Source organism: Streptomyces sp. ERV7 (genome assembly GCF_001653515.1).
Lineage (GTDB): Bacteria > Actinomycetota > Actinomycetes > Streptomycetales > Streptomycetaceae > Streptomyces.
The window spans coordinates 692795-717550 of record NZ_LYOY01000051.1 but is presented as its reverse complement, the minus strand read 5'-3'; the positions used below and the strand labels follow the sequence as shown (position 1 = coordinate 717550).

Below are 24756 nucleotides of genomic sequence, written 5' to 3'. Positions count from 1 at the left end.
GATGGGAAAGCGGATGGTCGGCGACAGCTCGGCTGGTCGCGGGGCCGGTACGATCGGCGCTCTCATGGGGAGTGCGATGCGAAGATCAGGGCGGGGTGGCGAGGGGCAGAAGTACGCGCTGACCTCGGACGAGGACGAAGCTGACTTCTGGGGCTTTGCTCAGGAGGCCGAGGGGTTGTTCACGCCGCTGCCGGATAAAGATGGAGCCCGCCGAGTGCACCTGGCGGGCTGCCTCCCGCAGGGTGGCCTACTGAAGAGCCTTGACCACGTCGGCCGTCGTCGTGCCATGGCGGGTAACGCCTGGTTCGAGCTCCTCGCCGCCGACGGAGCCACCATGGGGTCCTACTTCGTGGGCGAGGTCACCGTCATCGACGTCAAGCCCTCCGCCCGCGGAGCTGGCCTCGTCGACCTCACGATGACGCTGTGGTGCGAGAACGCCCTGGCCGGGGCGGAGCGAGTATGGGATCTGATCCGCACGGGTCAGCTGAACCGCACCGGCATGTGGCATGAACTTGACCCCAAGAACAGGCACGCGTGGCTGTCGGTGGCGCTATGGTCCTGGGAGTACCGACGCCAGGGAAGGCCCGACGCTCCGGCAGGCCAAGTGTTCACCTTGGACGGTCGACGCACCGTCGACAGAGACAGCTTCTACTGCGCGATCGGCGAAGCCATCAACGGGCCTGGCGGATACTTCGGCTGGAACCTTGACGCCCTGGACGATTGCCTGAGCGGCGGCTGGGGCGCCAATACCCCATTCACCTTGCAGTGGGATTCTTCGGCCGAAGCCAGGGCACGGCTGGCAGAGCCTGTGCCCACAGGCGATGGCGAGGTGTCGCTGTTCGACCTGCTCCTGGAAATCTTCGAGCAACGGAGCGTGAGCGTCGTCCTTCGGTGACAGCTGGTCGCTCCCCAGCATCGACCTGGGGAAGGTCATGCTGACTCCTGCGGCCGGCGGCGTTCGGGGATGCCGAGGTCGACGGCAGGACGGCGAGCCGCGCGCTGAGACTCGTCGCGCTTGGAGCGGAGGAGGGCGAGCGTGAGGTCGAGTCCTTCGATCTCACCTGCCCACCCCTCCCGCTCAGCTCTGTCCCGGCGGGCGAGGAGGTCCTTCTCGAGTTCGTCGAGGCGGGCCAGCATCTTGGGGTTGACGTGCAGCATTGGGCAGCGGATGCAGGCATGCTCGTGCTGGCAGGGGGTGCCGTAGGGGCGTCCGCACGAGCCGAGTTCGACCTTGCGCTTGTCGAAGTGCTCCGTGAACTCGTCCCACTCTTCTGTGCTGGCTGGGCGGTACTCGTCGCTGGGGCGGATCTTGCGGCGGTTGTCGAGGTGGGTGACGTAGTGGCGGATGACGTCTTCGTTGAAGACCGCGACGTATCCACGGGTGGTTTGGATGTTGAGGTGGCCAAGTAGGGCGGCGCCGATGTGGATTGGCAGTCCGCTGTTGACCAGTTCGGTGGCGAAGATCCTCCGGAAGTCATGCGGGGTGAAGTGCAGGTCCCGGAAGCCAGGGTGTTCTTCACCGAGCGCCTCGCAACGGCGCCGGATCATGTTGAGGACGGTGTTGGTGCCGATCACTCCGCGGTTCGCGCCGATGCGTCGTTGGAACAGGAACGGCAGGGGCGTGCTCCAGAGCTTGTCGTGTGGGTCGTAGCGACTGAGCAGCGGAACTGGCTGCCCGTCACGGGTGTGGCGGCGGATGAGGCAGGCGACGACGTGGAAGAGCTCGGGCGACATGGGGATGACGCGTTCGCGGTCGGTTTTGGACGGTGTGATGACCAGCAGGCCAACGACTTCGCCGCTAGGGCGTTGGGGTCTGCCGCACGATCGGGTGACATCTGAACTGGCTTGCCGCCACCCTCACCCCCCACCTCCCGCCGGGCGCGATCCACGGCGACGCGCTGCCGCGCAACGTCCATGTGGGCCCCGACGGCCCGGTCCTGGTCGACCTGGAGACCTTCTCCGCCGACTTCCGGGAGCACGACCTGGTGGTCATGGCTCTCTCCCGGGACCGGTACGGGCTGCCGGACGAGCAGTACGACGCGTTCACCGAGGCGTACGGGTGGGACGTGCGGGAGTGGGACGGGTGCGCGGTGCTGCGCGGCGCCCGGGAGACGGCCAGCTGCGCCTGGGTCGCCCAGCACGCACCGTCCAACCCCAAGGCGCTCGACGAGTTCCGCCGCCGGGTCGCCTCCCTGCGGGACGGCGATCCCGAAGTGCGCTGGTACCCGTTCTGAGCCGGAGCGCCCCGCGCCGGGCCGTGTCCGGGACCGCTGACCGCGCGCGTACCGTCAGCCCTGGACCGGGGCCGGTTCCCGAACCGGCCACGTCGGGTCGACTATCGCGTCCGCCGTGCCCTTCCCGCGCAGGAACCGCTGGAAGTCGGCGGCCCACGCCGCGTACCACTCGATCTGCTGCTCGTGCAGCTCCGGCGGGACCAGCCGGGCGACCTGCGGATGGCGGTCGGCTATCGCCACGGCCACCCGGACCGCCGCCAGCGCGTCCGCGCCCGCCTCATGGGCGCCATCGAGCACCACTCCGTACTCCACGCACACCGCCTCCAGCGTCCGCTTGCCCTTGCGGTAGCGGTCGACCGCACGGTCGATCGTGTACGGGTCGACGACCGGGCCCATGGGCGCGCCCCCCAGCCGGTCGGTGAGCGACGGCAGTCCGTGCCTGCGCAGTTCGGCCGCCAGGAGCGTCAGGTCGAAGGCCGCGTTGTAGGCCACGACCGGCACCCCCTGCGCCCAGTAGCCCGTGATCGTCTCCGCTATCTCGTCGGCGACCTCACGCACCGGACGGCCCTCGGAGGTCGCCCGCTCGTTGCTGATGCCGTGGATCGCCGAGGCCTGTGCGGGGATCCGGATGCCGGGATCCGCCAGCCACTTGCGCTGCCGGACCACCTCACCGCCCTTGACGCCGACGATCGCGGCCGTCACGATCCGCGCCTCCAGCGGGTCCGTGCCGGTCGTCTCCAGGTCGAATCCGACCAGCGGTTCGCGGTGCCACCCCATCTTGGCCCTCCCTTTTGGTGCTCTCCCCCAGTGACGACCAGCCTCGCACGCACCACTGACATCGGGGCCCGGACGGCCCGGACGGCCCGGCGGACCGCCGGAAGACGGCCCGGCGGACGGTCAGGAAACGGGCCGCGAGTCGGCCCACACCGACTCGAACTCCTCGCGGTATGTCTCGAAAAGTCCGTGTTCGGCATCCTGATCGGGGCGTACGACATCCCGCCGCGCGCCCCCGCGCAGCACCAGGACCGGCGCCTCCATCCCCCGGGCCCGGCGCAGATACGACTGGACGACCGCGAGGCCGTCGGCGCCGTCCCCGTCGACCAGGTACGCCGTGAAGCGCGGGGTCTCGTCGAACACCTGGATCTCGAAGGCCCCGGGGTCGCGCAGCCGGGCCCGCACCCGCCGCATGTGCAGGATGTTCATCTCGACCGAGCGGCTCAGCTCGCCCTTCTTCAGGCCCAGTTCGCGCTCGCGCCGCTTGACCGCGCTGCTCGCCGGGTTCAGGAAGAGCAGCCGGACGCGGCAGCCCGACTCGGCGAGGCGCACGAGCCGGCGCCCCGAGTAGTTCTGCACCAGCAGATTGAGGCCGATGCCTATCGCGTCGAGCCGGCGGGCGTGGCTGAACAGGTCCTCGGCGGGGAGCTGGCGCTGCAGCCGCACCCGGTCGGAGTGGACCGAGACCACGTCCGCGTACCGGTCGCCCACCAGGTCCTCGACGGCGTCGATGGGCAGCCGGTGCGCGGCGGGCGCGCCCGCGCCGCCGCCCAGCACATCGAGCAGCCGGGCCGAGGCGCGCTCGGCCTGGGCCAGCACCGCCTCGTTGAGCGCGCGGTTGCGCGAGACCACGTTCCGCGCGACCTCCAGCTCGTCCAGGGCGAGTTCGACGTCGCGCCGGTCGTCCACGTACGGCTCGAAGCACGGCCAGTGCTGCACCATCAGCTCGCGCAGCTGCGGCAGGGTGAGGAAGCTCAGGACGTTGTCGTCGGCGGGGTCCAGCAGATACCCCTTGCGGCGCGAGACCTCCCGTACGGCGACGGCCCGCTGCACCCACTCCTGCCCGGCCGGGCCCGCCGCCGCGACCACCCAGTCGTCGCCGTGGACCGGCTCGTAGATGGGACGCAGCACGGCCGCCACCACGGCCCGCAGCCGCTGCTCCACCAGGTTGAGCCAGATGTAGGCCCGCCCGGCCCGCTGCGCGCGGGTGCGCACCTCGCTCCAGGCGTCCGCGCCCCAGTCCAGTTCCGCACCGATCTCCACCGGACGCGCCACGGACACCGCGCCGGGCGGGATGTCGCCGGACTCCCCCTCGTGACCCGTGTCACCAGGGGGCAGCTCCAGCCCTCCCGAGCTCACCCGCGCACCGCCTTCCGGTCCCCCTCCAACGATCAAGGAAGAGTACTCCGCGAGCAGGATGCGGTGCAGCCGGATGGAAAGGCTGTTTCCCAACTCCCGTGTTGACGTGATCCGTTCCGTGTGGCGCGTTCGGGGGGAGTGAGCTGATTCATAGCGGTTCCACCTGGGCCGGGACCCCGGGTGGCCCCGGACAGTGGCCGGATCCGTCCGTACAGGCCGTCCGGATCGCCCCGGGTACCGGCCGCCCTACGGGGGTAACCGCTGTGGGGATCACCCTCCGGAGCACTCCGGCGTCCTAGGGGACGGACTTCTTTTCCGGGAGGATCTGCGTCAAGTGCCCCTCAGTACCCGGATCAGAAGTGGAAGAGTCTTGCCCATGCAGGTGTGGCCGGGACAGGCGTATCCACTCGGCGCCACGTACGACGGCGCCGGGACCAATTTCGCGGTCTTCTCGGAGGCCGCCCGCCGGATCGAGTTGTGCCTCCTGCACGACGACGGCTCCGAGACGGCGGTGGAACTGCGCGAGAGCGACGCGTTCGTGCGCCACGCCTATCTGCCCGGGGTGATGCCGGGACAGCGCTACGGCTTCCGCGTGCACGGCCCGTACGAGCCGCGGAACGGGCACCGCTGCAACTCGGCGAAGCTGCTCCTCGACCCCTACGCGCGCGCCATCAGCGGCAGCATCGACTGGGGCGAGGCGGTGTACGGCTACTACTTCGACCGCCCCGAGGCCCGCAACGACATGGACTCGGCGCCGCACACCATGACATCGGTCGTGGTCAACCCGTACTTCGACTGGGGCGACGACCGGCCCCCGCGCACCGAGTACCACCGCACGGTGCTGTACGAGGCCCATGTGAAGGGCCTGACGATGCTCCACCCGGAGCTGCCCCCGGAGACGCGCGGCACGTACGCGGCCCTGGCGCACCCCTCGGTCATCGGCCATCTGACGGAACTGGGGGTCACCGCTCTGGAGTTGATGCCGGTGCACCAGTTCGTCAACGACCACCGGCTCGCGGACGAGGGGATGTCCAACTACTGGGGTTACAACACGATCGGGTTCTTCGCCCCGCACAACGCCTACGCCTCCTGGGGCGACCGGGGGCAGCAGGTCCTGGAGTTCAAGCAGGCGGTGCGGGCGCTGCACGAGGCCGGTATCGAGGTCATCCTCGACGTGGTCTACAACCACACGGCCGAGGGCAACCACCTGGGCCCGACGCTCTCCTTCCGCGGCCTGGACAACGCGCAGTACTACCGGCTCGCCGACGATCCGCGCTACTACGAGGACACCACCGGCACCGGGAACTCGCTCCTGATGCGCTCGCCGCACGTCCTCCAGCTGATCATGGACTCGCTGCGGTACTGGGTGACCGAGATGCATGTGGACGGCTTCCGCTTCGACCTCGCGGCGACGCTGGCCCGGCAGTTCCACGACGTGGACCGGCTGTCGTCGTTCTTCGACCTGGTGCAGCAGGACCCGGTGGTCAGCCAGGTGAAGCTGATCGCGGAGCCCTGGGACGTCGGCGAGGGCGGCTACCAGGTGGGCAACTTCCCGCCGCTGTGGACCGAGTGGAACGGCAAGTACCGCGACACCGTGCGGGACCTGTGGCGGGGCGAGCCGCGCACCCTCGCGGAGTTCGCCGGGCGGCTCACCGGCTCCTCCGACCTCTACCAGGACGACGGCCGACGACCGCTGGCCTCCATCAACTTCCACACCTGCCACGACGGCTTCACCCTGCACGACCTCGTCTCGTACAACCAGAAGCACAACGAGGCCAACAAGGAGGGCAACCGGGACGGCGAGAGCCACAACCGGTCCTGGAACTGCGGCGTCGAGGGCGACACCGAGGACACGGGGGTGAGCGAGCTGCGTGAGCGCCAGATGCGCAACTTCATCGCCACCCTGATGCTGTCGCAGGGCGTGCCGATGCTCAGCCACGGCGACGAGTTCGCCCGCACCCAGCACGGCAACAACAACGCCTACTGCCAGGACAGCGAGCTGAGCTGGGTGCGGTGGCCCGACCCGGGCGGCGACCCGGAGGGGACGCTGCTCGCCTTCACCCGGACGATGGTGTGGCTCAGGCGCGACCACCCGGTGTTCCGGCGCCGCCGCTTCTTCCACGGCCGGCCGGTGGAGGGCACGCACGACGAGCTGTCGGACATCGCCTGGTTCACCCCTGAGGGTGAAGAGATGACCCAGCAGGACTGGCAGGCGGCCAGTGCCAAGGCGCTCACCGTCTTCCTCAACGGCAACGCGATCTCGGAGCCCGGCCCGCGCGGCGAGCGCATCGCGGACGACTCGTTCCTGCTGATGTTCAACGCCAGCGCGGAGACCATCGACTTCCTTGTGCCGGTCAACCACGGGCGCCAGTGGCAGGTGGTGGTCGACACGGGCCGCCGCGAAGGGGTGCCGCCGGGCGAGGGTGCCAAGGTGTCGGCGGGCGAGCGGGTCACCCTCGTGGGGCGGAGTCTGACGGTGCTGCGGCGCCCGGCCTGAGCGGGACCGGGGCGCGGGCGCCCGACGCGGCCGGCAGGCCCCGTACGGACCACGAGAGCACCACGCACAGGGCCGCCGCGACCACCATGACCGCGAAGGCCGCCACCGGCCCGTGGTCCTGCGCCAGCCGCCCCGACAGCGCGAGGGCGAGCGCCTGCCCGCCGACGATCCCGCTGGTCAGGAACGCCATGGACTCGGCCAACCGGGCGGCGGGGACCAGCCGTTCGGTCAGCGCGAAGAGGGTGATCAGATGCGGTGCGTACGCCGCCCCGAGAACGACCACGGCCGCGTAGAGAGTTCCCAGCGATCCCACGAACAGCAGCGGCACGGAGAGCAGCACCAGGGCGGCGGTGGCGATCCGCCACCGCGCGCGTAGCGCGAGCCCTTCCGGGACGGCGACCATGGCGAGGCCCGCCGCCGCGCTCATCACCCCCATCGCCGCGTACACGAGCCCGGTCTGCGACGGCCGGCCGAGCCGCTCGGCGAGGGCGGTGATGCCCGCCTGGGAGGCGCCGAACATGGCGCCCTGGAGCACCATGGTGACGCGCAGCGCGTACACCGCCCCCGGCAGCCGGGTGCGCGGCGTCCTGACGCGCTCCTCGCCCACCACCTGCCCGGCGCTCGGGTGCAGGGCGAAGGCGGTGCCGCAGACGGCCAGCAGCCCGGCCGCGGCGAGCAGCGCGACCGCCGGGTGGGAGAGGGCCGCGGCGAGCCCGACGAGGGCGGGTCCGAGCACGAACGACACCTCGTCGAGGGTGCCTTCGAAGGAGAGCGCCGCCGCCACCGTCCGCTCGTCGGCCTCCGCGCGCCGCGCCAGGGACACGGTCCGGGTCCGGGCCAGCGGTCCGACCTGCGGCACGCTGGCCCCGGCGAGCGCCCCGAGCAGCGCCAGCCGGCCGGTCCCCGTGTGGGCGAGCGCGGCCAGGACGAGGGCGGTGACGGCGGCCGCGTTGACGAGCGCCGCCGCCGGCACCACCCGCCGCTGGCCGTGACGGTCCGCCGCGCGCCCCAGGAGCGGACCGCCGGCGGTCTGCCCGAGGGCGAGGGCGCCGCCCGCGAGCCCGGCGGTGGCCAGGCTGCCGCTGGTCTCGGCGACCAGCAGCACACTGCCCAGCTGGCACATGGCCGTCGGCAGCCGTCCGAGGAACGAGACGACCGGCAGCAGCGGCCCGGTGAGGGCGATGACCTTGCGATAGGTGTGCAGCGCTCCGGACATCAGGCGAAGCTAACGCGGCAGACGGGTGCGGACGCATGGGCCGAAGGCACAGAAGCCGCGTTGCGGGGTACGTACGTTCGCATGACACCCACTGCGACCTACCGGCTGCAGCTCCAGCCGGACTTCCCTTTCCGTGCCGCCGAGCGAGCCGTCCCGTATCTGGCCTCGCTCGGGGTGTCGCACCTGCATCTGTCGCCGGTCCTGGAGGCGGTGCCGGGGTCGACGCACGGCTATGACGTCGTCGACCACGCGCGCGTACGCGAAGAGCTCGGCGGCGAGGACGGGCTGCGGCGGCTCGCCCGCACCGCACGGGCGGCCGGGCTCGGCCTGGTGCTCGACATCGTCCCGAACCACATGGCGGCGGTGCCGCGCCACAACCGGCAGCTGTGGGAGGTGCTGCGCGAGGGCCCCGACTCGCCGTACGCCGCATGGTTCGACATCGACTGGACGGCGACCGGCGGCAAGGTGCTGCTGCCGGTCCTGGCCGGGCCGGTCGGGGGCGAGCTGGACCGGCTGACGGTGGACCGGGCGAAGGGGGTACTGGCGTACGGGGAGGCGCATGAGTTCCCCTTGCGCGCCGGTACGGAGGGGCTGCCCCTGCCGGAGCTGCTGGACGCGCAGTGGTACCGGCTCGGCTGGTGGCGCCTGGCCCGCACCGAGCTCAACTACCGTCGCTTCTTCACCATTTCGGAGCTCATCGGCGTGCGGGTGGAGGACGAGGACGTCTTCGCCGCCACCCACGCCAAGGTGCTGGAGCTGGTCCGGGACGGGGTGGTGGACGGGCTGCGGGTGGACCACCCGGACGGGCTGGCCGATCCGGAAACGTATCTGCGGCGTCTGAGCACGGCGACCGGAGGGGCCTGGACGGTGGTGGAGAAGATCCTCGCCCGCACCGAGCCGCTGCCCTCCGGGTGGGCGGTCGCCGGGACGACCGGCTACGACGCGCTCCGCCGGATCGACGGCCTCTTCCTCGCCCGCACCGAGCCGCTGCCCTCCGGGTGGGCGGTCGCCGGGACGACCGGCTACGACGCGCTCCGCCGGATCGACGGCCTCTTCACCGATCCGGCCGGGCACCGGGAACTTCAGCGCCACTACCGGGAGTTCACAGGTCAGGACGGCGACCGGGGCGGGCACTGGGAGCCGACCGCCCGCCGTGCGGCGTACGAGGTGGTCACCCATGACCTGGCCGCCGAAGTGGACCGCCTGACGCGCGCGGCTGTGCGGCTGTGCGCCCGCACCCCGAGCCTGCGCGACCACGCGCCGTGGGCCCTGCGGCATGCCCTGCGCGAGCTGCTGGTCCGGATGCCGGTGTACCGCCCGTACGGGACCGACGCGCAGGAGGTGCTGACCCCGGAGACGGCGCGCCGGGCCAGGGAGGCCTTCGCGGTACCGGAGGAGGCCGCAGCGGTCGACGCCGTACGGGACCTTGTGGTCGGACGGTACGGAGCCAGGGACCCCAGCGGCGAAGGCCTCGAACCGGGTGCCGGTGACGGCCTCGAACTGGAAGCCTTCCGGGCCCGTTTCGCCCAGACCTCGTCGGCGCTGCGCGCCAAGTCACTGGAAGACACGGCGTTTTATCGATACATCGCCCTGCTGTCCGCCAACGAGGTGGGTGGCGACCCCGGCCAACCGGCCGTCGCTCCGGAGGAGTTCCACTCCTACTGCGCCCGCGTCGCCCGCGACTGGCCCACCACCGGGACCGTCCTCTCCACGCACGACACCAAACGCAGCGCGGACGTCCGGGCCCGGATCGCCGTACTGTCCGAGTGCCCCGAGCGGTGGAGGGCGCTGCTCGACCGGCTCGCCTCGGCGCCCGTACCCGATCCGCATCTCGCCTGGGCGGCCTGGCAGACGGCGGTCGGCCTCGGCGCCGACGGCCTCACCGGGGAGCGCCTGGGCGGCGCCCTGCTCAAGGCCGCACGCGAGGCGGGCCTGCGCACGAGCTGGACCGAACAGGATCCGGTGTACGAGCGGGCGCTGGCCGACTTCACCGCGTCGGGCTTCACGGCGTCGGGGCCCGCCGGGGCGCTCGCGGCGGAAGTCGCGGAGTTCTCCCGGAGCCTGGCGTCGGCCACGCGCGCGAACGTCCTGGGCGCGGCGCTGCTGCATCTGACGATGCCGGGCGTGCCGGATGTGTACCAGGGCACGGAGTCGGAGTGCCTGACGCTGGTCGACCCCGACAACCGGCGGCCGGTGGACTTCCCGGAGACCGGCCTGGGCTCGCCCCCGGACGAGAAGGGCGTGGTGTCCGTGGCGGCGCTTCGGCTGCGGCGGGAACTTCCGGAGGTGTTCGGGGAGTTGAGTACGTACGAGCCGCTGATCGCCGGCGGCCCGGCCGCCGACCACTGCCTCGCGTTCTCCCGCTCCGGCGAAGTGGTGACAGCGGTGACCCGGCTCTCCCTGCGGCTGGCCGAGTCGGGCGGCTGGGGCCCGACGGAGCTGGCGCTGCCGGAGGGGGCGTGGGTCGATGCCCTGCACACCGGTCTCTCCGAGGACTCCCGTGGCTCCGGCCGGGAGTTCAGGGGGGCGGTGAAACTGAGCGATCTGTTCGCCGCCCGTCCGGTCGCGCTGCTCAGGCGGGTCGTACGAGAAGGGTCCGCGGGGCCCGGGTGAGCAGCCCCGTCTCGGTGGGCCGGAACCCCTCGGCCCAGCGGAGCTCCGGCATGGCCTCGGCCAGCGCGCGCACCGCGCACTCGGCCTGGAGCTCAGCCACCCGCGCTGCCGGGCAGTCCGGGGGCCCGAAGGCGAGCGGGGCCGGAGCGGTGCGGCGGGGATCGAAGCGGTCCGGGGCGGCGAACCGGTCGGGCCCCAGCGGACCGGACCTCCCCACCCCCGGGCTCAGCCCGTCGTCAGACCTTCCGCCGCCCGGGCCAGGGCGTCCAGGACCGGGCTGATCAGCGGGTGCCGCTCGGCGCCGCTGCGGACCGCCGCGAAGACGCGGCGGGGGGCCGCGGGGCCCGCCACCGGGCGCACCACCGTGTGCTTCTGCTCCATGCCGCGCAGCGCCGAGCGGGGCACCAGGGCCACGCCCGCCCCCGCGCCCGCGAGAGCCACCACGGCGCGGAAGTCGTCCGAGGAGTGGATGAGCCGCGGCTCGAAGCCCGCCAGCTCACAGGCGAGGAAGACCACGTCGTGGCAGGGGTTGCCGGGGTACGGGCCGATCCAGTCGTCCTCGGACAGGGCCGAAAGACGCACCTCCGGCGCATGCGCCAGCGGGTGCCCGGCCGGGAGCACCGCGTCGAAGGGCTCCGCGTAGAGCGCGACCCGGGCCAGGCGCCGGTCGTCCTCCCTGGGGGCGCCCCGGTACTCCACCGCCAGCGCCAGGTCCGCCTCGCCGTCCAGGACCATCGGCAGCGACTCGTCGCCCTCGGCGTCGCGCACCCGGACCCGGATGGTGGGGTGGGTCCCGCGCAGCCGGGCCAGAGCCGGGGCGAGCACCTCCGCGATGCCCGTGGCGAACGCCGCCACCGTCACATCACCGGCCGCGCCGCCCGCGTACGCCGCCAGCTCCGCCTCCGCCCGCTCCAGCTGCGCGAGGACCGCGTTGGCGTGCTCCAGGAGGATCTCGCCGGCCGCGGTGAGCCGTACGCCCTTGCCGCTGCGGGTCAGCAGCGTGTGGCCGGTCTCCTGCTCCAGGGCGGCGAGCTGCTGGGAGACGGCGGAGGGGGTCAGATAGAGCGCTGCGGCCGCGGCGGTCACCGTACGGTGGTCCGCCGCGGCGCGCAGGATGCGGAGCCGGCGCGGGTCGATCACCCGGCCATTGTCGCCCGAGCGTCGATGAAGGCCGCCACCGCCCGCTCCACGTCCGCGGTGGAGTGGGCCGCCGAGAGCTGGACCCGGATGCGGGCCGCGCCCATCGGGACCACCGGGTAGGAGAAGCCGATCACATAGACACCGCGCTCAAGCAGCAGCTCGGCCATACGGCCGGCCTCGGCGGCGTCGCCGATCATGACGGGGGCGATGGCGTGGTCACCGGGCAGGATCTCGAAGCCCGCCTCGGTCATCTTCGTCCGGAAGAGCGCGGTGTTGGCGGCGAGCTTGTCGCGCAGGTCGCCCGCCGACTCCAGCAGGTCGAGCACCTTGAGCGAGGCGGCCGCGATCACCGGGGCCAGCGAGTTCGAGAAGAGGTACGGGCGCGAGCGCTGGCGCAGCAGGGCGACGATCTCGGCGCGGGCCGCCACATAGCCGCCGGAGGCGCCGCCGAGGGCCTTGCCGAGGGTGCCCGTGATGATGTCGACGCGGTCCATCACCCCGTGCAGCTCGGGCGTGCCCCGGCCGCCGGGGCCGACGAAGCCCACCGCGTGCGAGTCGTCGACCATGACCATCGCGTCGTAGCGGTCGGCCAGGTCGCAGATCTCCTGGAGCGGGGCGACATAGCCGTCCATGGAGAAGACACCGTCGGTGACGATGAGGCGACGGCGCGCACCCGACGTCTCCTTGAGCTTCGCCTCCAGCTCGGCCATGTCGCGGTTGGCGTACCGGTGGCGGGCGGCCTTGGAGAGGCGGATGCCGTCGATGATCGAGGCGTGGTTGAGGGCGTCGGAGATCACCGCGTCCTCGGCGCCGAGCAGGGTCTCGAAGACACCGCCGTTGGCGTCGAAGCAGGACGAGTAGAGGATCGTGTCCTCCTGGCCGAGGAACGCCGAAAGACGCGCCTCCAGCTCCTTGTGGACGTCCTGGGTGCCGCAGATGAAGCGGACCGAGGCCATGCCGTAGCCCCAGCGGTCCAGGGCCTCCTTGGCGGCGGCGACCACCTCGGGGTGGTCGGCCAGGCCCAGGTAGTTGTTGGCGCAGAAGTTCAGGACCTCGCCGGTGGGCACGGCGACCGAGGCGTTCTGCGGGGTGGAGATCACCCGCTCGGGCTTGAAGAGACCGGCCTCGCGGATCTCGTCGAGGGTCTTCTGGAGGTCGTCGCGGACGGACGCGTACATGCTTCAGGCTCCTAGATGCCGAGTGGCGGGCGAGGGGACTCAGACGGTCCAGTCGAGGATGATCTTGCCGCTGCGGGCGGTGGCGGCCTCGTCGAAGGCCGCGTCGTAGTCCTGGTACCCGTAGCTGCCGGTGATCACCGGGGAGAGGTCGAGGCCGCCTTCGAGCAGCACCGTCATCGCGTACCACGTCTCGAACATCTCACGGCCGTAGATGCCCTTGACCGTGATCATCGAGGTGACGATCTTCGACCAGTCGACCGCGAACTCCTGCGCGGGCAGACCGAGCATCGCGATCCTGCCGCCGTGCGTCATGTTGTCGATCATGTCGCGCATGGCCTCGCCGCGGCCGGACATCTCCAGGCCGACGTCGAAGCCCTCGCGCAGACCGAGCTGTCGCTGCGCGTCCGCGATCGAGGACTGCGCCACGTTCACCGCGAGTGTGGCACCCGCCTTGCGGGCGATCTCCAGGCGCTCGGGGCTGACGTCGGTGATCACGACGTTGCGGGCGCCCGCGTGCTTGGCGACGGCCGCCGCCATGATGCCGATCGGGCCGGCACCGGTGATCAGGACGTCCTCGCCGACCAGCGGGAAGGAGAGCGCGGTGTGCACGGCGTTGCCGAACGGGTCGAAGATCGCGGCGACGTCGAGGTCGACCGGGGTGCGGTGCACCCACACGTTGGAGGCGGGCAGCGCCACGTACTCGGCGAAGGCGCCGTCGCGTCCCACGCCCAGGCCGATGGTGGAGCGGCACAGGTGGCGGCGGCCCGCCAGGCAGTTGCGGCACTTGCCGCAGACCAGATGGCCCTCGCCGCTGACCAGGTCGCCGACCGCGATGTCCCGGACGTCCGCGCCGACGGCCGCGACCTCGCCGACGAACTCGTGGCCGAGGACGAGGGGGGTCTTGACGGCGCCCTGCGCCCAGCCGTCCCAGGAGCGGATGTGCAGATCGGTGCCGCAGATGCCGGTGCGCAGCACCTTGATCAGCACATCGCCGGGGCCGGTCTCCGGCTCCGGGACGTCCATGAGCCACAGTCCGGGTTCGGCGTGCTGCTTGACAAGGGCCTTCATGGGTGGCGGCTCCCGGGACGTACAAAGAGGGGCGAAAGCCATGGTTCCATGGCTGATCACCAATCTGCCGAGCAAGAGCCACTCGCGTCCATCGAGGATTTCTTAAGCGGGCCAACAGCCGAGCTTCACGCGCCCCTGGCGCACTCCCCCTTCACCCGGGTCACCACCGCACCTCAGACCAGGGATGCGGCCGCCTCCACCGCGAGTCCGTGGCCCTGCGCGTGGGCGCGCCGGTACGCGGTGTCGTCGAGCACGGCGCGCAGTTCCGCCTCGGCGCGGCGCCGCACGGCCGGCTCGGACGGCAGCGGGCGCAGCCCGAAACCGCCGTGCTGCCCGCGGGCGTGCCGGTCGTACGCGCCGAGCAGCCGGGCGCCCTCCTCGGCGGCGCCCAGGTGCGCCTTCGCCCAGGCGGCGACGAGGAACTGGCTGATGATCAGGTTCGGTGCGACCAGATACGCCTGCGCCGCCAGCCGGCGCACCGCCTCCCGCACCCGTCCGAGCCCCTCGGCGTACGCACCGTCGAGGCAGTCCAGCCAGCCGTCCACCCCGGCCACCAGACCGCGGAACATCTCCGGCACGGCCTGGGTGAACTCGGCCTCCATCAGGCGCAGTTGCTCCCTGGCCAGGCCGACGCGGCCGGTGGCCGCGTAGTGGTGGGCGAGCAGCATCCGGGCGGTGCCGACGCCCTCGCCCGCGTAGTGGCGCGACTCCTCGACGGCGTCCAGCAGCAGCCGCTCGGCCCGCCCGCTCTCCTCGGCCGTCCGGGCGAGGGCGAGGCGGACGGTGGCGAGGCGCGCCTTGAACATGGGCCCCTGGGCGTAGGCCCCGGTCCAGGTGGTGGACTCCATGGCGCGCTCGAAGTCGGCCGCGGCTTGTTCGTACCGGCCCTGCCGGGAGTGGTCCTCACCGCGTGCGGAGAGCGTCTCGGCGATGGCCCACGGGTCCCCGAGGCGCTCGAACAGAGTCAGGGCCTCGTCCGCGTCGGGGCCGCCGACGAGCTTGGAGCGCAGCAGCAGCGCGAAGGCGAGGTCCCACGGCTCGCCGAGCGCCCGGCAGTCCTCGACCATCTCGTCCACGGCCTGCGGGAACCCGGCGAACTCCTGGGTCAGCATCCGGGCGAAGTACCAGACGGACCCGGGCTGGCGGCAGTTCTGCGGCATCGCGGAGCCGTACGCGGCCACGACGCGCCGCAGATACGGCTGCGCCACGGGACTGGCGAACTCCGCCCCCTCGCCCTCGCCGCCCCCCGCGAACAGCATCATCCGCACACCGCGCCGCGCCTCCCACACCTGCTCCTCGGACCACGGCGGCGGCGCGTCGGTGCAGCGGGCCGGGAGCGGTACGGCGGGGCGCACCGGCTCCGCGAACGGGTCGGGCCCCAGCGCGGCCACGGCGAGCGACCAGGCGCGGGCGTCGCTCTGATGGCCGCGCAGCTGCCAGAACCAGCTCATGGAGAGGGTCAGACAGAGCGCGTCCTGCTCCCGGCCGTGCTCGACCGCCCGGCCCAGCGCGGTCCGTACGTTGCCGTGCTCCGTCTCGAACCGCCGCATCCCGTCGGCCTGCCGGGGGCCGCGCAGCACGGCCTCGCCGGTGCGGGCGAGTTCGCGGTACGCGACCAGGTGGCGCAGCTCGGCGGCCGTGCGCTCACCCGACTCGGCGAGGCGCTCGGCGGCGTACTCCGCGACGGTCTCAAGGAGCCGGTAGCGCATCGCGCAGCCGTCCGGGGCCGCCACGACGAGGGACTTGTCGACGAGGGAGGCGAGCAGGCCGAGTACGTCGGCGGGGTGCTCCGCGGGGTCGGCGGGGTCCGCGCACACCGCCTCCGCCTGCGCCAGCGCGAAGCCGCCGGAGAAGACGGCGAGGCGGCGCAGCACGGCCCGCTCGCGGGCGTCGAGGAGCTCCCAGGACCAGTCGACGACGGCCCGCAGGGTCTGCTGCCGGGGCCGTAGCGTCCTGCTGGTGCGGGCGCCGTCCCCGAGCAGCCGGAACCGGTCGTCGAGGCGGTCCGCGAGCTGGCGCGGGCTGAGGGTTCGCAGCCGGGCGGCGGCGAGTTCCAGGGCGAGCGGCAGCCCGTCGAGGCGGCGGCAGACCTCGGCGGCGGCCCCCGGGTCCTCGGCCACCCGGAAGCCGGCCCGGGCGGCCGCGCCCCGCTCGCCGAACAGCCGCAGGGCGGTGTCGAGCGGCAGGGGCCCCACCCCGCGCACCCGCTCCCCCGCCCCGGGCGCCACTCCGGCCTCCCCCGTACCGGTCACCCCGTCGTTCCCGCTGCCGCCCGCCGCCAGCCGGGCCAACCCCACCGACACTCCGTAACGAACCGATAACTCCATGTCCACATGATGGGAAAGGCATGGCGCCGACCTGACCGTTTCACATACAACTCGGCCATGTTCTGGGTTCTTTTCCTGGTAGCCGCGTGCCTCGCGTCCGCCGTCTCGTGCGCGCGGCTCTGTCTCGCCGCCTCCGCCGCGGCCGACCAGGGTCCGGTCACCCGGGACCCGGAACTCGGCCTCTCACTTTATGAGGCCGCCTTCCTCGCGGGCGGCCCGTTCCGGGTCACCGATCTGACCCTGGTCACCATGCACCGCGCCCGCCGGCTGCTGCTCGCGCACACCGGCTGGGCCACGGTCGTCGACCCGGAGGGCCGCGACGACCTGGAGCGCTCGGTGATAGGCGCGATCGGGCCGGGCGGGCAGGCGCGGATAGGGGCCATCCGGTCGGCCACGGCCGCAGCCGACGCGGTGCACGCGCTGGCCGACGGCCTCGCCGCCGCCGGGCTCGCCGTCCCGGACGCGACCAGGACGGGCGTCACGGCCTCCGTGCGGGCCGTACGCGGCGCGGCGGCGCTCACCCTCACGCTCGGCACGATCGCGTTCCTGATGCCCGGTCAGGACCGTGCGACCCAGGCGGAGATCGCCGCCTGGTTCTCGCTCCCGGCGGTCCTCACCCTCGGCTGCCTCTTCATCGCCCGCTTCGAGGTCCATCCGCACACCCGCTGGGCCTCCCCCGACGGCCAGCGGCTGCTCGGCCGGATCGACCCGGCCGACGACCCGCTCACCGCCGTCGCGGTACGGGGCGTGAGCGCGGTCGAGGACCCGGCGCTGCGGACCGCCCTGCGCGGCGGCGGAGCGGCCTGACGGGCGACTTTGATCCCGGCGCACCGCACTCCGGTGCTTTACTTAGTCAATTCCTACGCTAATCATCCCTTTTGTACCGAAGGCTTCCGTGCCGGATCTGTTGGGCCGGACGGACCCGCAAAGGGATGTGCGATGAGAGCAGCAGCACTGTACGGAACGCTCGGTTCCCTCGTTCTTTCCACTCTGGCCGCCGCCCCGGCCGGCGGCGTGGACCCGCTCACCGCCGAGGCGCGCGGCACCGTGCTCGCCGCCCGGCGCGCCGCGGCCACCGGGATCGCCTTCGGCCGCTGCCCCAAGACGGAGATGCTCCCCAGCGGCATCCAGTGCGGCACGGTCCGGGTCCCGCTCGACTACGCCAAGCCGAGGGGCCGTCAGATCTCCCTCACCGTCAGCCGGGTGCGGTCCACCGGCAAGAAGGCCGAGCGGCAGGGCGCCCTCGTCTACAACCCCGGCGGCCCCGGCGCTTCCAGCATGTACTTCCCGATGGTCGCGGGCCTGCCCGAGTGGAAGCGGATCGCGGGGGCGTACGACCTGGTCGGCTACGCCCCGCGCGGGGTGGGCCGCTCCGCGCCGCTGTCCTGCCAGGACCCGAAGGACTTCACCAAGGCGCCCACGCCGTCCCCGACCGACCCCTCGCCCTCGTACAAGCTGGAGCGGATCGCGCAGGCCAAGGCGTACGCGCAGGGCTGCGCGCGGAACGCGGGCGCGGCGCTGCGGCACTACACGAGCCTCAACAACGCGCGCGACCTCGACGTCCTGCGGGCCGCGCTCGGCGAGCGGAAGCTGACGTTCATCGGCGCCTCGTACGGGACGTACTTCGGCGCCGTGTACGCCACGCTCTTCCCCTCCCATGTGCGCCGGATGGTCTTCGACTCGGCGGTCGACCCCGACCCGAGGCAGATCTGGTACCGCAACAACCTCGACCAGTCACTGGCGTTCGAGAGCCGCTGGGAGGACTTCCGCGCCTGGGTCGCCCGGCACGACGGGGTCTACCACCTGGGCACCACGGCCGAGCAGGTCCTGGAGAACTTCGAGAAGGTGCGCGCCCGGCTGGCCGAGGAGCCGGCGGGCGGCACGGTCGGCCCCGCTCAGCTCCAGTCGGCGTTCCTCAAGACCGGGTACTACGACGACTACTGGGCGATCCGGGCGACAGCGCTCTCGGCGTACCTCAAGGGCGATCCCAAGCCGCTGATCGCTCAGGCGGCACCGCGCCCGGAGGCGGCGTGGGACGACGAGAACGGGAACGCGGTGTACACGGCGGTCGAGTGCAACGACGCGCCCTGGCCGACGGACTGGGCCACCTGGGACCACGACAACAGCGCGCTCGCGGAGATCGCGCCGTTCGAGACGTGGGACAACGCCTGGATGAACCTGCCGTGCGCCTACTGGCCGGCGCCCCGGCAGAAGCCGGTGGACGTGGGGGCGCGTCACGGAGCGCTGCCGCCGACGCTGATCCTGGCGGCCGAGCGGGACGCGGCGACGCCGTACGCGGGGGCGCTGGAGTTGCAGCGCAGACTGCCGGGGTCGGTCCTGGTGACGGAGAAGGACGCCGGTACCCACGGCATCGGGGGCGGTCCCAACAAGTGCGTCAACGGCTATCTGCTGGACTACCTGCTGAACGGACGGACGCCGGTGCGGCGCGCTGCGTGCGCGCCGCACCCGGAGCCGAACCCGGTGTCGCTGGACAAGCGGTCGGCGCCCAGGGCTGGGCAGCGGCCGTCCGCTCTCTGATCTTCCGGGTCAGGGGTGAGTCCGGGCCCGCCTCGGCGGGCCCGGTCACCGGGCATACGCGGTGGGGGCGGCCGTCAGGCCAGGCCCGCCACCAGATCCGCGACCGACTTGCGGCGGCCCGTGTAGAACGGGACCTCCTCGCGGACGTGCATCCGGGCCTCGGAGGCGCGCAGATGACGCATGAGGTCGACGATGCGGTAGAGCTCGTCGGCCTCGAAGGCGAGCAGCCACTCGTAGTCGCCGAGCGAGAACGAGGCGACCGTGTTGGCGCGCACGTCCGGGTAGCCGCGGGCCATCTTGCCGTGGTCGGCCAGCATGCGGCGACGGTCCTCGTCGGGCAGCAGGTACCAGTCGTAGCTGCGCACGAAGGGGTACACCGACACGTAGTCGCGCGGGGTCTCGTCGGCGAGGAAGGCCGGGATGTGCGACTTGTTGAACTCGGCGGGGCGGTGCAGCGCCATGTTCGACCAGACCGGCTCCAGGGCGCGGCCCAGCTTGGTGCGGCGGAAGAGGTTGTACGCGCCCTGGAGCTCGTCGGCGGTCTCCGCGTGCCACCAGATCATGAGGTCGGCGTCGGCCCGCAGCCCGGACAGGTCGTAGGTGCCGCGGACGGTGATGTCCTTGGCGGCGAGCTGGTCGAACAGCTCCTGGACCTCGTCCGCGAACCCGGCACGGTCCTCGGGCAGCACGTCGCGCAGCTTGAAGACGGACCACAGCGTGTAGCGGATGACCTCGTTGAGGTCCTTCGCCTTCTTCCCTGCGTTCGGGATCTTTTCCGGTGCACTCATGAGGCTATTGTCCCGCGTCACGCTGAGTGTTCTGCGCCAGGGTCGACGTGGCGATGATCTCGTCCGCGGCGAGCCGGGCCCCGGCGATGCACGCGGGGATGCCGACCCCGTCGTACGCCGCCCCGCAGACCCGCAGTCCGGGCAGCTTCGCCACGGCGGCGCGGACCCGCGCCACGCGCGCGAGGTGGCCCACCGGGTACTGCGGCAGGCCGCCGGTCCAGCGCGTCACCTCGGTCGCGACCGGCCTGGCGGCCAGGCCCACCGCCTCCCCGAGGTCACCCAGCGACATCTCCACCAGCTCGGCGTCCTCGCGCTCCAGGTGCTCCTCCTCGCCGTACCGCCCGATGGAGGTGCGGAGCACGAAGAGGTCGGGGGCCCGGTCGGTGACCCACTGCCACTTGTACGAGGAGAAGGTGGACGCCTTGATCGTGCGGCCGTCGACGGACGGGACCAGGAAGCCCGAGCTGCGCTCCAGGCGCTCCAGGTCGGCGCGCCGGAAGGCCATGGTGACCAGGGCCATCGACGCGTACTCCACGCCTGCCAACTCGGCCGCGGCGGACGGGGACTCGGCGGCGAGCAGCCGGGACGCCGACCAGGCGGGCGAGGCGAGGACCACGCCGTCCGCCTCGATCGCGGGCGCCTCGGCGGAGTCCGTACGGACCAGCCAGCCGTCGGCCGTGCGGGTCAGGGCGAGCACCGGCGCCCCGGTGCGGATGAGGCCGCCCCCGGCGCGCACCGCGTCCGCGACCGCGAGCGGCAGGGTGCCCATGCCGCCGTCGAGGCCCAGGAAGACCGGGCCGCCCTGCTGCGGCCCCGCTGCGGCCTTCGCCTGGACGCGGGCGACGCCGTCGAGCAGTGAGGTGTTCTCGCGCGCGGCGGTGTAGAGCTGGGGCACGGCGGCGCGCATCGAGATCCGGTAGGCGTCGCCCGCGTACACCCCGCCCAGGAGCGGTTCCACGAGCCGGTCGACGACCTCGCGGCCGACGCGGCGCGCGACGAACTCCCCGACGCCGATGTCCTCGCCGACCTCGGTCGGCGGCAGTTCGCGGTCCTGGGCGATACGCGCCAGGCCCTCGGCGGAGACGATCCCGGCGAGCGAGGCGGGGTCGGCCGGGACGCCCATCAGATGCCCCTTGGGCATCGGCCGCAGCGCGCCCCGCGTCCAGATCGCCGCCGTCGCCGCGGGCGGCCGCAGCCGGTCCTGGAGGCCGACCTCGCGCGCGAGGCCGACGCCCTCGGGGCGGCGCGCCAGCATCGACTCGGCGCCCAGGTCCACCCGCGCGCCGGCGATCTCGCCCGCGAACAGCTTGCCGCCGAGGCGGTCGGTGGCCTCCAGGACGGTCACGCGCGCACCTGACTCCAGCAGGCGGTGCGCGGCGGCGAGCCCGGAGATGCCGCCTCCTACGACGACTACGTGCGGTGCGCTGACGGCCGAGTTGTCCATGCGTCCACTCTCTCAGACACCACCGACAGCCCCGCGCGGAGTGCCGCGCCCGGGGAATTCCCGGGCGCTCCCGCACGTATCTTCCCCAGGAAGAGCGGGACGGACCGAGCTAGGGGTGCGCAATGGCGGCGGAGCGACTGGTGGTCATCGGGGGCGACGCGGCGGGGATGTCCGCCGCGTCGCAGGCCCGCAGGATGAAGGGGCCGGACGACCTGGAGATCGTGGTGTTCGAGCGCGGCCACTTCACCTCGTACTCCGCCTGCGGCATCCCCTACTGGGTGGGCGGCGACGTGGAGGGGCGGGACGAGCTCATCGCGCGGACGCCCGAGGAGCACCGCGAGCGCGGCATCGACCTGCGGATGCGCACCGAGGTCCTGGAGATCGACACGGCCGGGCACCGGGTGCGCGCCCGCGACCTGGAGTCGGGCGAGGAGTCCTGGACGGTGTACGACAAGCTCGTCGTCGCCACCGGCGCCCGTCCGGTGCGGCCGGAGCTGCCGGGCATCGACGCGCCGGGCGTCCACGGGGTGCAGACCCTCGACGACGGACAGGCGCTGCTCGACACGCTCACCTCGACATCCGGGCGCCGGGCGGTGATCGTGGGCGCGGGCTACATCGGTGTGGAGATGGCCGAGGCGCTGCTGCACCGCGACTACGAAGTGACGGTGGTGACCCGCGGCGAGGAGCCGATGTCCACGCTCGATCCGGACATGGGCCGGCTCGTCCACGAGGCGATGGACAAGATGGGCATCACCACGGTCACCGGCGCCGAGGTCACCGAGATCCTCACCGGGGAGGACGGCAAGGTGCGGGCGGTGGCCACGGCGGACGCCGAGTACCCGGCGGACGTGGTGGTCCTCGGCATCGGCGTGGAGCCGCGCACCGAGCTGGCCCGCGCGGCCGGGCTGCCGCTCGGCGAGCACGGCGGGCTGCTCACGGACCTCGCGATGCGGGTGCGCGGGCGCGACGACATCTGGGCGGGCGGCGACTGCGTGGAGGTCCTGGACCTGGTGTCGGGCCGCGAGCGGCACATCGCGCTCGGCACGCACGCCAACAAGCACGGCCAGATCATCGGCTCGGGCGTGGGCGGCGGCTACGGGACCTTCCCGGGCGTCGTCGGTACGGCGGTGAGCAAGGTCTGCGACCTGGAGATCGCCCGTACGGGGCTGCGCGAGCGCGAGGCGCGCGAGGCGGGGCTGCAGTTCGTGACCGCGACGATCAAGTCGACCAACAGCGCGGGGTACTACCCCGGGGCCGCCCTGATGACGGTGAAGATGCTCGCCGAGCGGCGTACCGGACGGCTGCTCGGTGTGCAGATCGTCGGCCGCGAGGGCGCCGCCAAGCGCGTCGACATCGCGGCCGTCGCGCTGACGGCGGGCATGACCGTCGAGCAGGTGGTCACCCTGGACCTGGGCTACGCCCCGCCGTTCTCACCGGTCTGGGACCCGGTCCTGGTCGCCGCCCGCAAGGCCGTGTCGGCGGTGCGGGCGGCGGGGAACTAGCGTCAGCGCGCGGTCTGCGTGTGGACGTGGTCCACCAGGCGGGTCAGCGCGTCCGGGTCCGTCGTCGGCAGGACGCCGTGGCCCAGGTTGAAGATGTGGCCCTCAAGGCCGGCCGCCGCCTCCAGGACCTCGCGGGTCTTCGCCTCGACCGCCTCGGTCGTCGAGAAGAGGACCGCGGGGTCCAGGTTGCCCTGGAGCGCCTTGCCGGGGCCGACGCGGCGCGCGGCCTCGTCGAGCGGGACGCGCCAGTCGACGCCGACGACGTCCGCCCCGGCCTCGCCCATCAGGCCGAGGAGTTCGCCGGTGCCGACGCCGAAGTGGATACGCGGCACGCCGTACTTCTCGACCTCGCGGAACACCTTCGCGGAGGCGGGCATCACCGAGCGGCGGTAGTCGGCGGGGGCCAGCGCCCCCACCCAGGAGTCGAAGAGCTGGACGGCGGAGGCGCCGGCCTCGATCTGGACCTTCAGGAACGCGCCGGTGATCTCGGCGAGGCGGTCGAGCAGATCGGCCCACAGCTGCGGGTCGCCGTACATCAGCGCCTTGGTGTACTCGTGGTTGCGGGACGGACCGCCCTCCACGAGGTAGCTCGCCAGGGTGAAGGGCGCGCCCGCGAAGCCGATCAGCGGCGTCTCGCCGAGCTCGGCGGTCAGCATGCCGATCGCCTCGGTGACGTAGTGCACGTCCTCGGGGGTGAGGTCGCGCAGCCGGTCGAGGTCCGCGCGCGTGCGGATCGGCTCGGCGACGACCGGGCCGACGCCCGGCTTGATGTCGAGGTCGATGCCGATGGCCTTGAGCGGCACCACGATGTCGCTGAAGTAGATGGCGGCGTCCACCTTGTGGCGGCGCACCGGCTGGAGCGTGATCTCGGTGACCAGCTCGGGCCGCATGCACGACTCCAGCATGGGGATGCCCTCGCGCACCTTCAGGTACTCGGGCAGCGAGCGCCCCGCCTGCCGCATGAACCAGACCGGCGTGTGCGGCACCGGCTCACGGCGGCACGCCTTCAGGAATGCGGAGTCATACGTCTGTGTCGGCGGGCCCGAAGGGCGATCGTTGGCGTTCACGCCCAGAATCTTCGCACGTGGCCACAAGCCGTCGCCCGGGCCCGGGTGTCCCTACCGGCGCCGGGCGCCCGTTCCGCCTAGTCTTCCCCGCATGGCTGCCGCTCAGGGACGAACTTCGGATGGCGCCGGCGGCACGGACAGTGCGGACGGCAGGACCGTTCCGCTCGTCTTCCGCCAGGCGGTCGACGGGCTGCGGGGTGCGCGGCTGCGCCCCGAGATCGAGGTCGACCCGACCCGGCCGCCGCAGCGGCTGGCCCCGCACGCGTACGCGCTGGAGGCCGCGGTCGTCGAGAACGAACAGGACCTCGCGGACGGGCGCCTCGTGCTGCTGCACGACCCGGCCGGGCACGACGCCTGGCAGGGGACGTTCCGCCTGGTCACGCTCGTACGGGCGGAGCTGGAGCCCGAGATGGCGGCGGACCCGCTGCTGCCGGAGGTCTGCTGGTCCTGGCTGACGGGTGCGCTGGAGGCGCGCGGGCTCTCGTACGGGGAGGCGAGCGGCACGGTGACGCGGGCCGGGTCGTACTACTTCGGCGGGCTCGCCCAGCGGCTGCCCGCCACCCAGATCGAGATCCGGGCCTCCTGGACCCCCCGCGAGGGGCACGGCGGGGTGCCGGACACCGCCGCGCACCTGGCGGCGTGGTGCGATCTGCTGTGCCAGGTGGCCGGGCTGCCACCGGTGCCCTCGGCCTCGGCGGAGGCGGGCGTGGTCTCGCTGCCCCAGCGACGGGATCCGCGCTAGGCGCGGCGGTATTCGCCTGCGGGCCGGTGGTGGGTCGCTCGCGCGGTTCCCCGCGCCCCTCGGTCAGCCCTGCCGCAGCCGGAGAACCCAGCTCGGCCACAGACCTCCAGGAGCACGGAGAAACCCGGGTGCGACCCACCACCGGCCCGCACCCGGGTTTCCGCTGCGGGGGCGCCGGCCCGCCGGGGGAATCGGGGCCGAGCCCCGAGGGGACTCGTCCGGCCACTCCCCCCTCGACCACCTGTCCTAATTGCCCCACTGTTTCTCAC

Annotated in this window: 19 protein-coding genes and 1 pseudogene; 8 read left to right on the top strand and 12 right to left on the bottom strand. The window is 72.7% G+C overall.

Features of this window, described 5'->3' with window-relative positions; genetic code table 11:
- Positions 1-13: 13 nt before the first annotated feature.
- Complete coding sequence (locus tag A8W25_RS26030) at positions 14-895, top strand: barstar family protein (protein WP_234386582.1); 882 nt, start codon at positions 14-16, stop codon at positions 893-895.
- A 35-nt stretch (positions 896-930) separates the two neighbouring features.
- On the opposite strand, the gene A8W25_RS26025 is transcribed toward A8W25_RS26030, so the two are convergent.
- A complete protein-coding gene (locus A8W25_RS26025; RefSeq protein ID WP_267890400.1) occupies positions 931-1773 on the bottom strand; it encodes a site-specific integrase in 843 nt (280 codons plus the stop codon).
- Between the two features lie 74 nt (positions 1774-1847).
- Between A8W25_RS26025 and A8W25_RS26020 the strand changes: the two are divergent.
- Positions 1848-2234: pseudogene (locus A8W25_RS26020) on the top strand (phosphotransferase); the annotation flags it as partial.
- Positions 2235-2288: 54 nt separating this feature from the next.
- Here the strand turns inward: A8W25_RS26020 and A8W25_RS26015 are convergent.
- The gene (locus A8W25_RS26015) at positions 2289-3011 is read right to left on the bottom strand and encodes a 3'-5' exonuclease (RefSeq protein ID WP_067165634.1); all 723 of its coding nucleotides are present in this window, start codon (positions 3009-3011) and stop codon (positions 2289-2291) included.
- A 120-nt stretch (positions 3012-3131) separates the two neighbouring features.
- Positions 3132-4367: an SAV2148 family HEPN domain-containing protein gene (locus A8W25_RS26010; RefSeq protein ID WP_067165632.1), complete on the bottom strand. Its 1236-nt coding sequence runs from the start codon at positions 4365-4367 to the stop codon at positions 3132-3134.
- A 376-nt stretch (positions 4368-4743) separates the two neighbouring features.
- On the opposite strand from A8W25_RS26010, the gene glgX reads away from it, so the two are divergent.
- A complete protein-coding gene (glgX, locus tag A8W25_RS26005) occupies positions 4744-6864 on the top strand; it encodes a glycogen debranching protein GlgX (RefSeq protein ID WP_067165629.1) in 2121 nt (706 codons plus the stop codon).
- Here the strand turns inward: glgX and A8W25_RS26000 are convergent.
- Positions 6818-8080 (bottom strand): MFS transporter, encoded by a 1263-nt coding sequence (locus A8W25_RS26000; RefSeq protein WP_067165626.1) that lies wholly within the window; start codon positions 8078-8080, stop codon positions 6818-6820. The genes glgX and A8W25_RS26000 overlap by 47 nt on opposite strands.
- A gap of 81 nt (positions 8081-8161) precedes the next feature.
- Between A8W25_RS26000 and A8W25_RS25995 the strand changes: the two genes are divergently transcribed.
- Positions 8162-10693, top strand: a complete 2532-nt coding sequence (locus A8W25_RS25995) for an alpha-amylase family glycosyl hydrolase (protein WP_067165625.1) — start codon at positions 8162-8164, stop codon at positions 10691-10693.
- Here the strand turns inward: A8W25_RS25995 and A8W25_RS25990 are convergent.
- From A8W25_RS25990 to A8W25_RS25970, 5 genes are all read right to left on the bottom strand, one after another.
- Positions 10653-10910 (bottom strand): hypothetical protein, encoded by a 258-nt coding sequence (locus A8W25_RS25990; RefSeq protein WP_067165622.1) that lies wholly within the window; start codon positions 10908-10910, stop codon positions 10653-10655. The two genes, A8W25_RS25995 and A8W25_RS25990, sit on opposite strands and share 41 nt — an antisense overlap.
- Before the next feature lie 8 nt (positions 10911-10918).
- Entirely contained in the window at positions 10919-11833 is a 915-nt protein-coding gene (locus tag A8W25_RS25985; RefSeq protein WP_067165619.1) for a LysR family transcriptional regulator, read from the bottom strand.
- Positions 11830-13011, bottom strand: coding sequence for a glycine C-acetyltransferase (locus A8W25_RS25980; RefSeq protein WP_067165617.1), 1182 nt, complete (start codon positions 13009-13011; stop codon positions 11830-11832). The genes A8W25_RS25985 and A8W25_RS25980 overlap by 4 nt, the downstream gene beginning before the upstream one ends.
- A gap of 39 nt (positions 13012-13050) precedes the next feature.
- On the bottom strand, positions 13051-14079 hold the full coding sequence (tdh, locus tag A8W25_RS25975) for an L-threonine 3-dehydrogenase (protein ID WP_067165614.1): 1029 nt from the start codon (positions 14077-14079) through the stop codon (positions 13051-13053).
- A gap of 173 nt (positions 14080-14252) precedes the next feature.
- Positions 14253-16406: an ATP-binding protein gene (locus A8W25_RS25970; protein WP_158942719.1), complete on the bottom strand. Its 2154-nt coding sequence runs from the start codon at positions 16404-16406 to the stop codon at positions 14253-14255.
- Between the two features lie 57 nt (positions 16407-16463).
- On the opposite strand from A8W25_RS25970, the gene A8W25_RS25965 reads away from it, so the two are divergent.
- Together A8W25_RS25965 and A8W25_RS25960 are read left to right on the top strand one after the other, a co-directional pair.
- Positions 16464-17213 carry a TIGR04222 domain-containing membrane protein gene (locus tag A8W25_RS25965; protein WP_067165610.1) on the top strand — a complete coding sequence of 250 codons (750 nt, stop codon included), beginning with the start codon at positions 16464-16466 and terminating at the stop codon, positions 17211-17213.
- 132 nt (positions 17214-17345) lie between these two features.
- Complete coding sequence (locus tag A8W25_RS25960; RefSeq protein WP_067165607.1) at positions 17346-18944, top strand: alpha/beta hydrolase; 1599 nt, start codon at positions 17346-17348, stop codon at positions 18942-18944.
- Between the two features lie 74 nt (positions 18945-19018).
- Here A8W25_RS25960 and hemQ read toward each other — a convergent pair whose 3' ends face one another.
- Positions 19019-19732, bottom strand: coding sequence for a hydrogen peroxide-dependent heme synthase (hemQ, locus tag A8W25_RS25955; protein ID WP_067165605.1), 714 nt, complete (start codon positions 19730-19732; stop codon positions 19019-19021).
- Between the two features lie 4 nt (positions 19733-19736).
- A complete protein-coding gene (hemG, locus tag A8W25_RS25950; protein ID WP_067165602.1) occupies positions 19737-21176 on the bottom strand; it encodes a protoporphyrinogen oxidase in 1440 nt (479 codons plus the stop codon).
- 122 nt (positions 21177-21298) lie between these two features.
- Here hemG and A8W25_RS25945 point away from each other — a divergent pair, with 122 nt between their 5' ends.
- Positions 21299-22678: an FAD-dependent oxidoreductase gene (locus tag A8W25_RS25945; RefSeq protein WP_067165600.1), complete on the top strand. Its 1380-nt coding sequence runs from the start codon at positions 21299-21301 to the stop codon at positions 22676-22678.
- Positions 22679-22680: 2 nt separating this feature from the next.
- Here the strand turns inward: A8W25_RS25945 and hemE are convergent, their stop codons facing one another.
- On the bottom strand, positions 22681-23745 hold the full coding sequence (hemE, locus tag A8W25_RS25940) for a uroporphyrinogen decarboxylase (RefSeq protein ID WP_067165597.1): 1065 nt from the start codon (positions 23743-23745) through the stop codon (positions 22681-22683).
- A gap of 91 nt (positions 23746-23836) precedes the next feature.
- On the opposite strand from hemE, the gene A8W25_RS25935 reads away from it, so the two are divergent.
- Positions 23837-24487, top strand: coding sequence for a DUF3000 domain-containing protein (locus A8W25_RS25935; protein WP_067165594.1), 651 nt, complete (start codon positions 23837-23839; stop codon positions 24485-24487).
- Positions 24488-24756 lie beyond the last annotated feature (269 nt).

Excerpts from the sequence above, each read along its gene's own strand:
- A8W25_RS26030 (WP_234386582.1), top strand. The coding sequence starts at position 14 with ATGGTCGGCGACAGCTCGGCTGGTCGCGGGGCCGGTACGATCGGCGCT.
- A8W25_RS26015 (WP_067165634.1), bottom strand. The coding sequence starts at position 3,011 with ATGGGGTGGCACCGCGAACCGCTGGTCGGATTCGACCTGGAGACGACC.
- glgX (WP_067165629.1), top strand. The coding sequence starts at position 4,744 with ATGCAGGTGTGGCCGGGACAGGCGTATCCACTCGGCGCCACGTACGAC.
- A8W25_RS26000 (WP_067165626.1), bottom strand. The coding sequence starts at position 8,080 with ATGTCCGGAGCGCTGCACACCTATCGCAAGGTCATCGCCCTCACCGGG.
- A8W25_RS25995 (WP_067165625.1), top strand. The coding sequence starts at position 8,162 with ATGACACCCACTGCGACCTACCGGCTGCAGCTCCAGCCGGACTTCCCT.
- A8W25_RS25980 (WP_067165617.1), bottom strand. The coding sequence starts at position 13,011 with ATGTACGCGTCCGTCCGCGACGACCTCCAGAAGACCCTCGACGAGATC.
- tdh (WP_067165614.1), bottom strand. The coding sequence starts at position 14,079 with ATGAAGGCCCTTGTCAAGCAGCACGCCGAACCCGGACTGTGGCTCATG.
- A8W25_RS25970 (WP_158942719.1), bottom strand. The coding sequence starts at position 16,406 with ATGGAGTTATCGGTTCGTTACGGAGTGTCGGTGGGGTTGGCCCGGCTG.
- A8W25_RS25965 (WP_067165610.1), top strand. The coding sequence starts at position 16,464 with ATGTTCTGGGTTCTTTTCCTGGTAGCCGCGTGCCTCGCGTCCGCCGTC.
- A8W25_RS25960 (WP_067165607.1), top strand. The coding sequence starts at position 17,346 with ATGAGAGCAGCAGCACTGTACGGAACGCTCGGTTCCCTCGTTCTTTCC.
- hemQ (WP_067165605.1), bottom strand. The coding sequence starts at position 19,732 with ATGAGTGCACCGGAAAAGATCCCGAACGCAGGGAAGAAGGCGAAGGAC.
- hemG (WP_067165602.1), bottom strand. The coding sequence starts at position 21,176 with ATGGACAACTCGGCCGTCAGCGCACCGCACGTAGTCGTCGTAGGAGGC.
- A8W25_RS25945 (WP_067165600.1), top strand. The coding sequence starts at position 21,299 with ATGGCGGCGGAGCGACTGGTGGTCATCGGGGGCGACGCGGCGGGGATG.
- A8W25_RS25935 (WP_067165594.1), top strand. The coding sequence starts at position 23,837 with ATGGCTGCCGCTCAGGGACGAACTTCGGATGGCGCCGGCGGCACGGAC.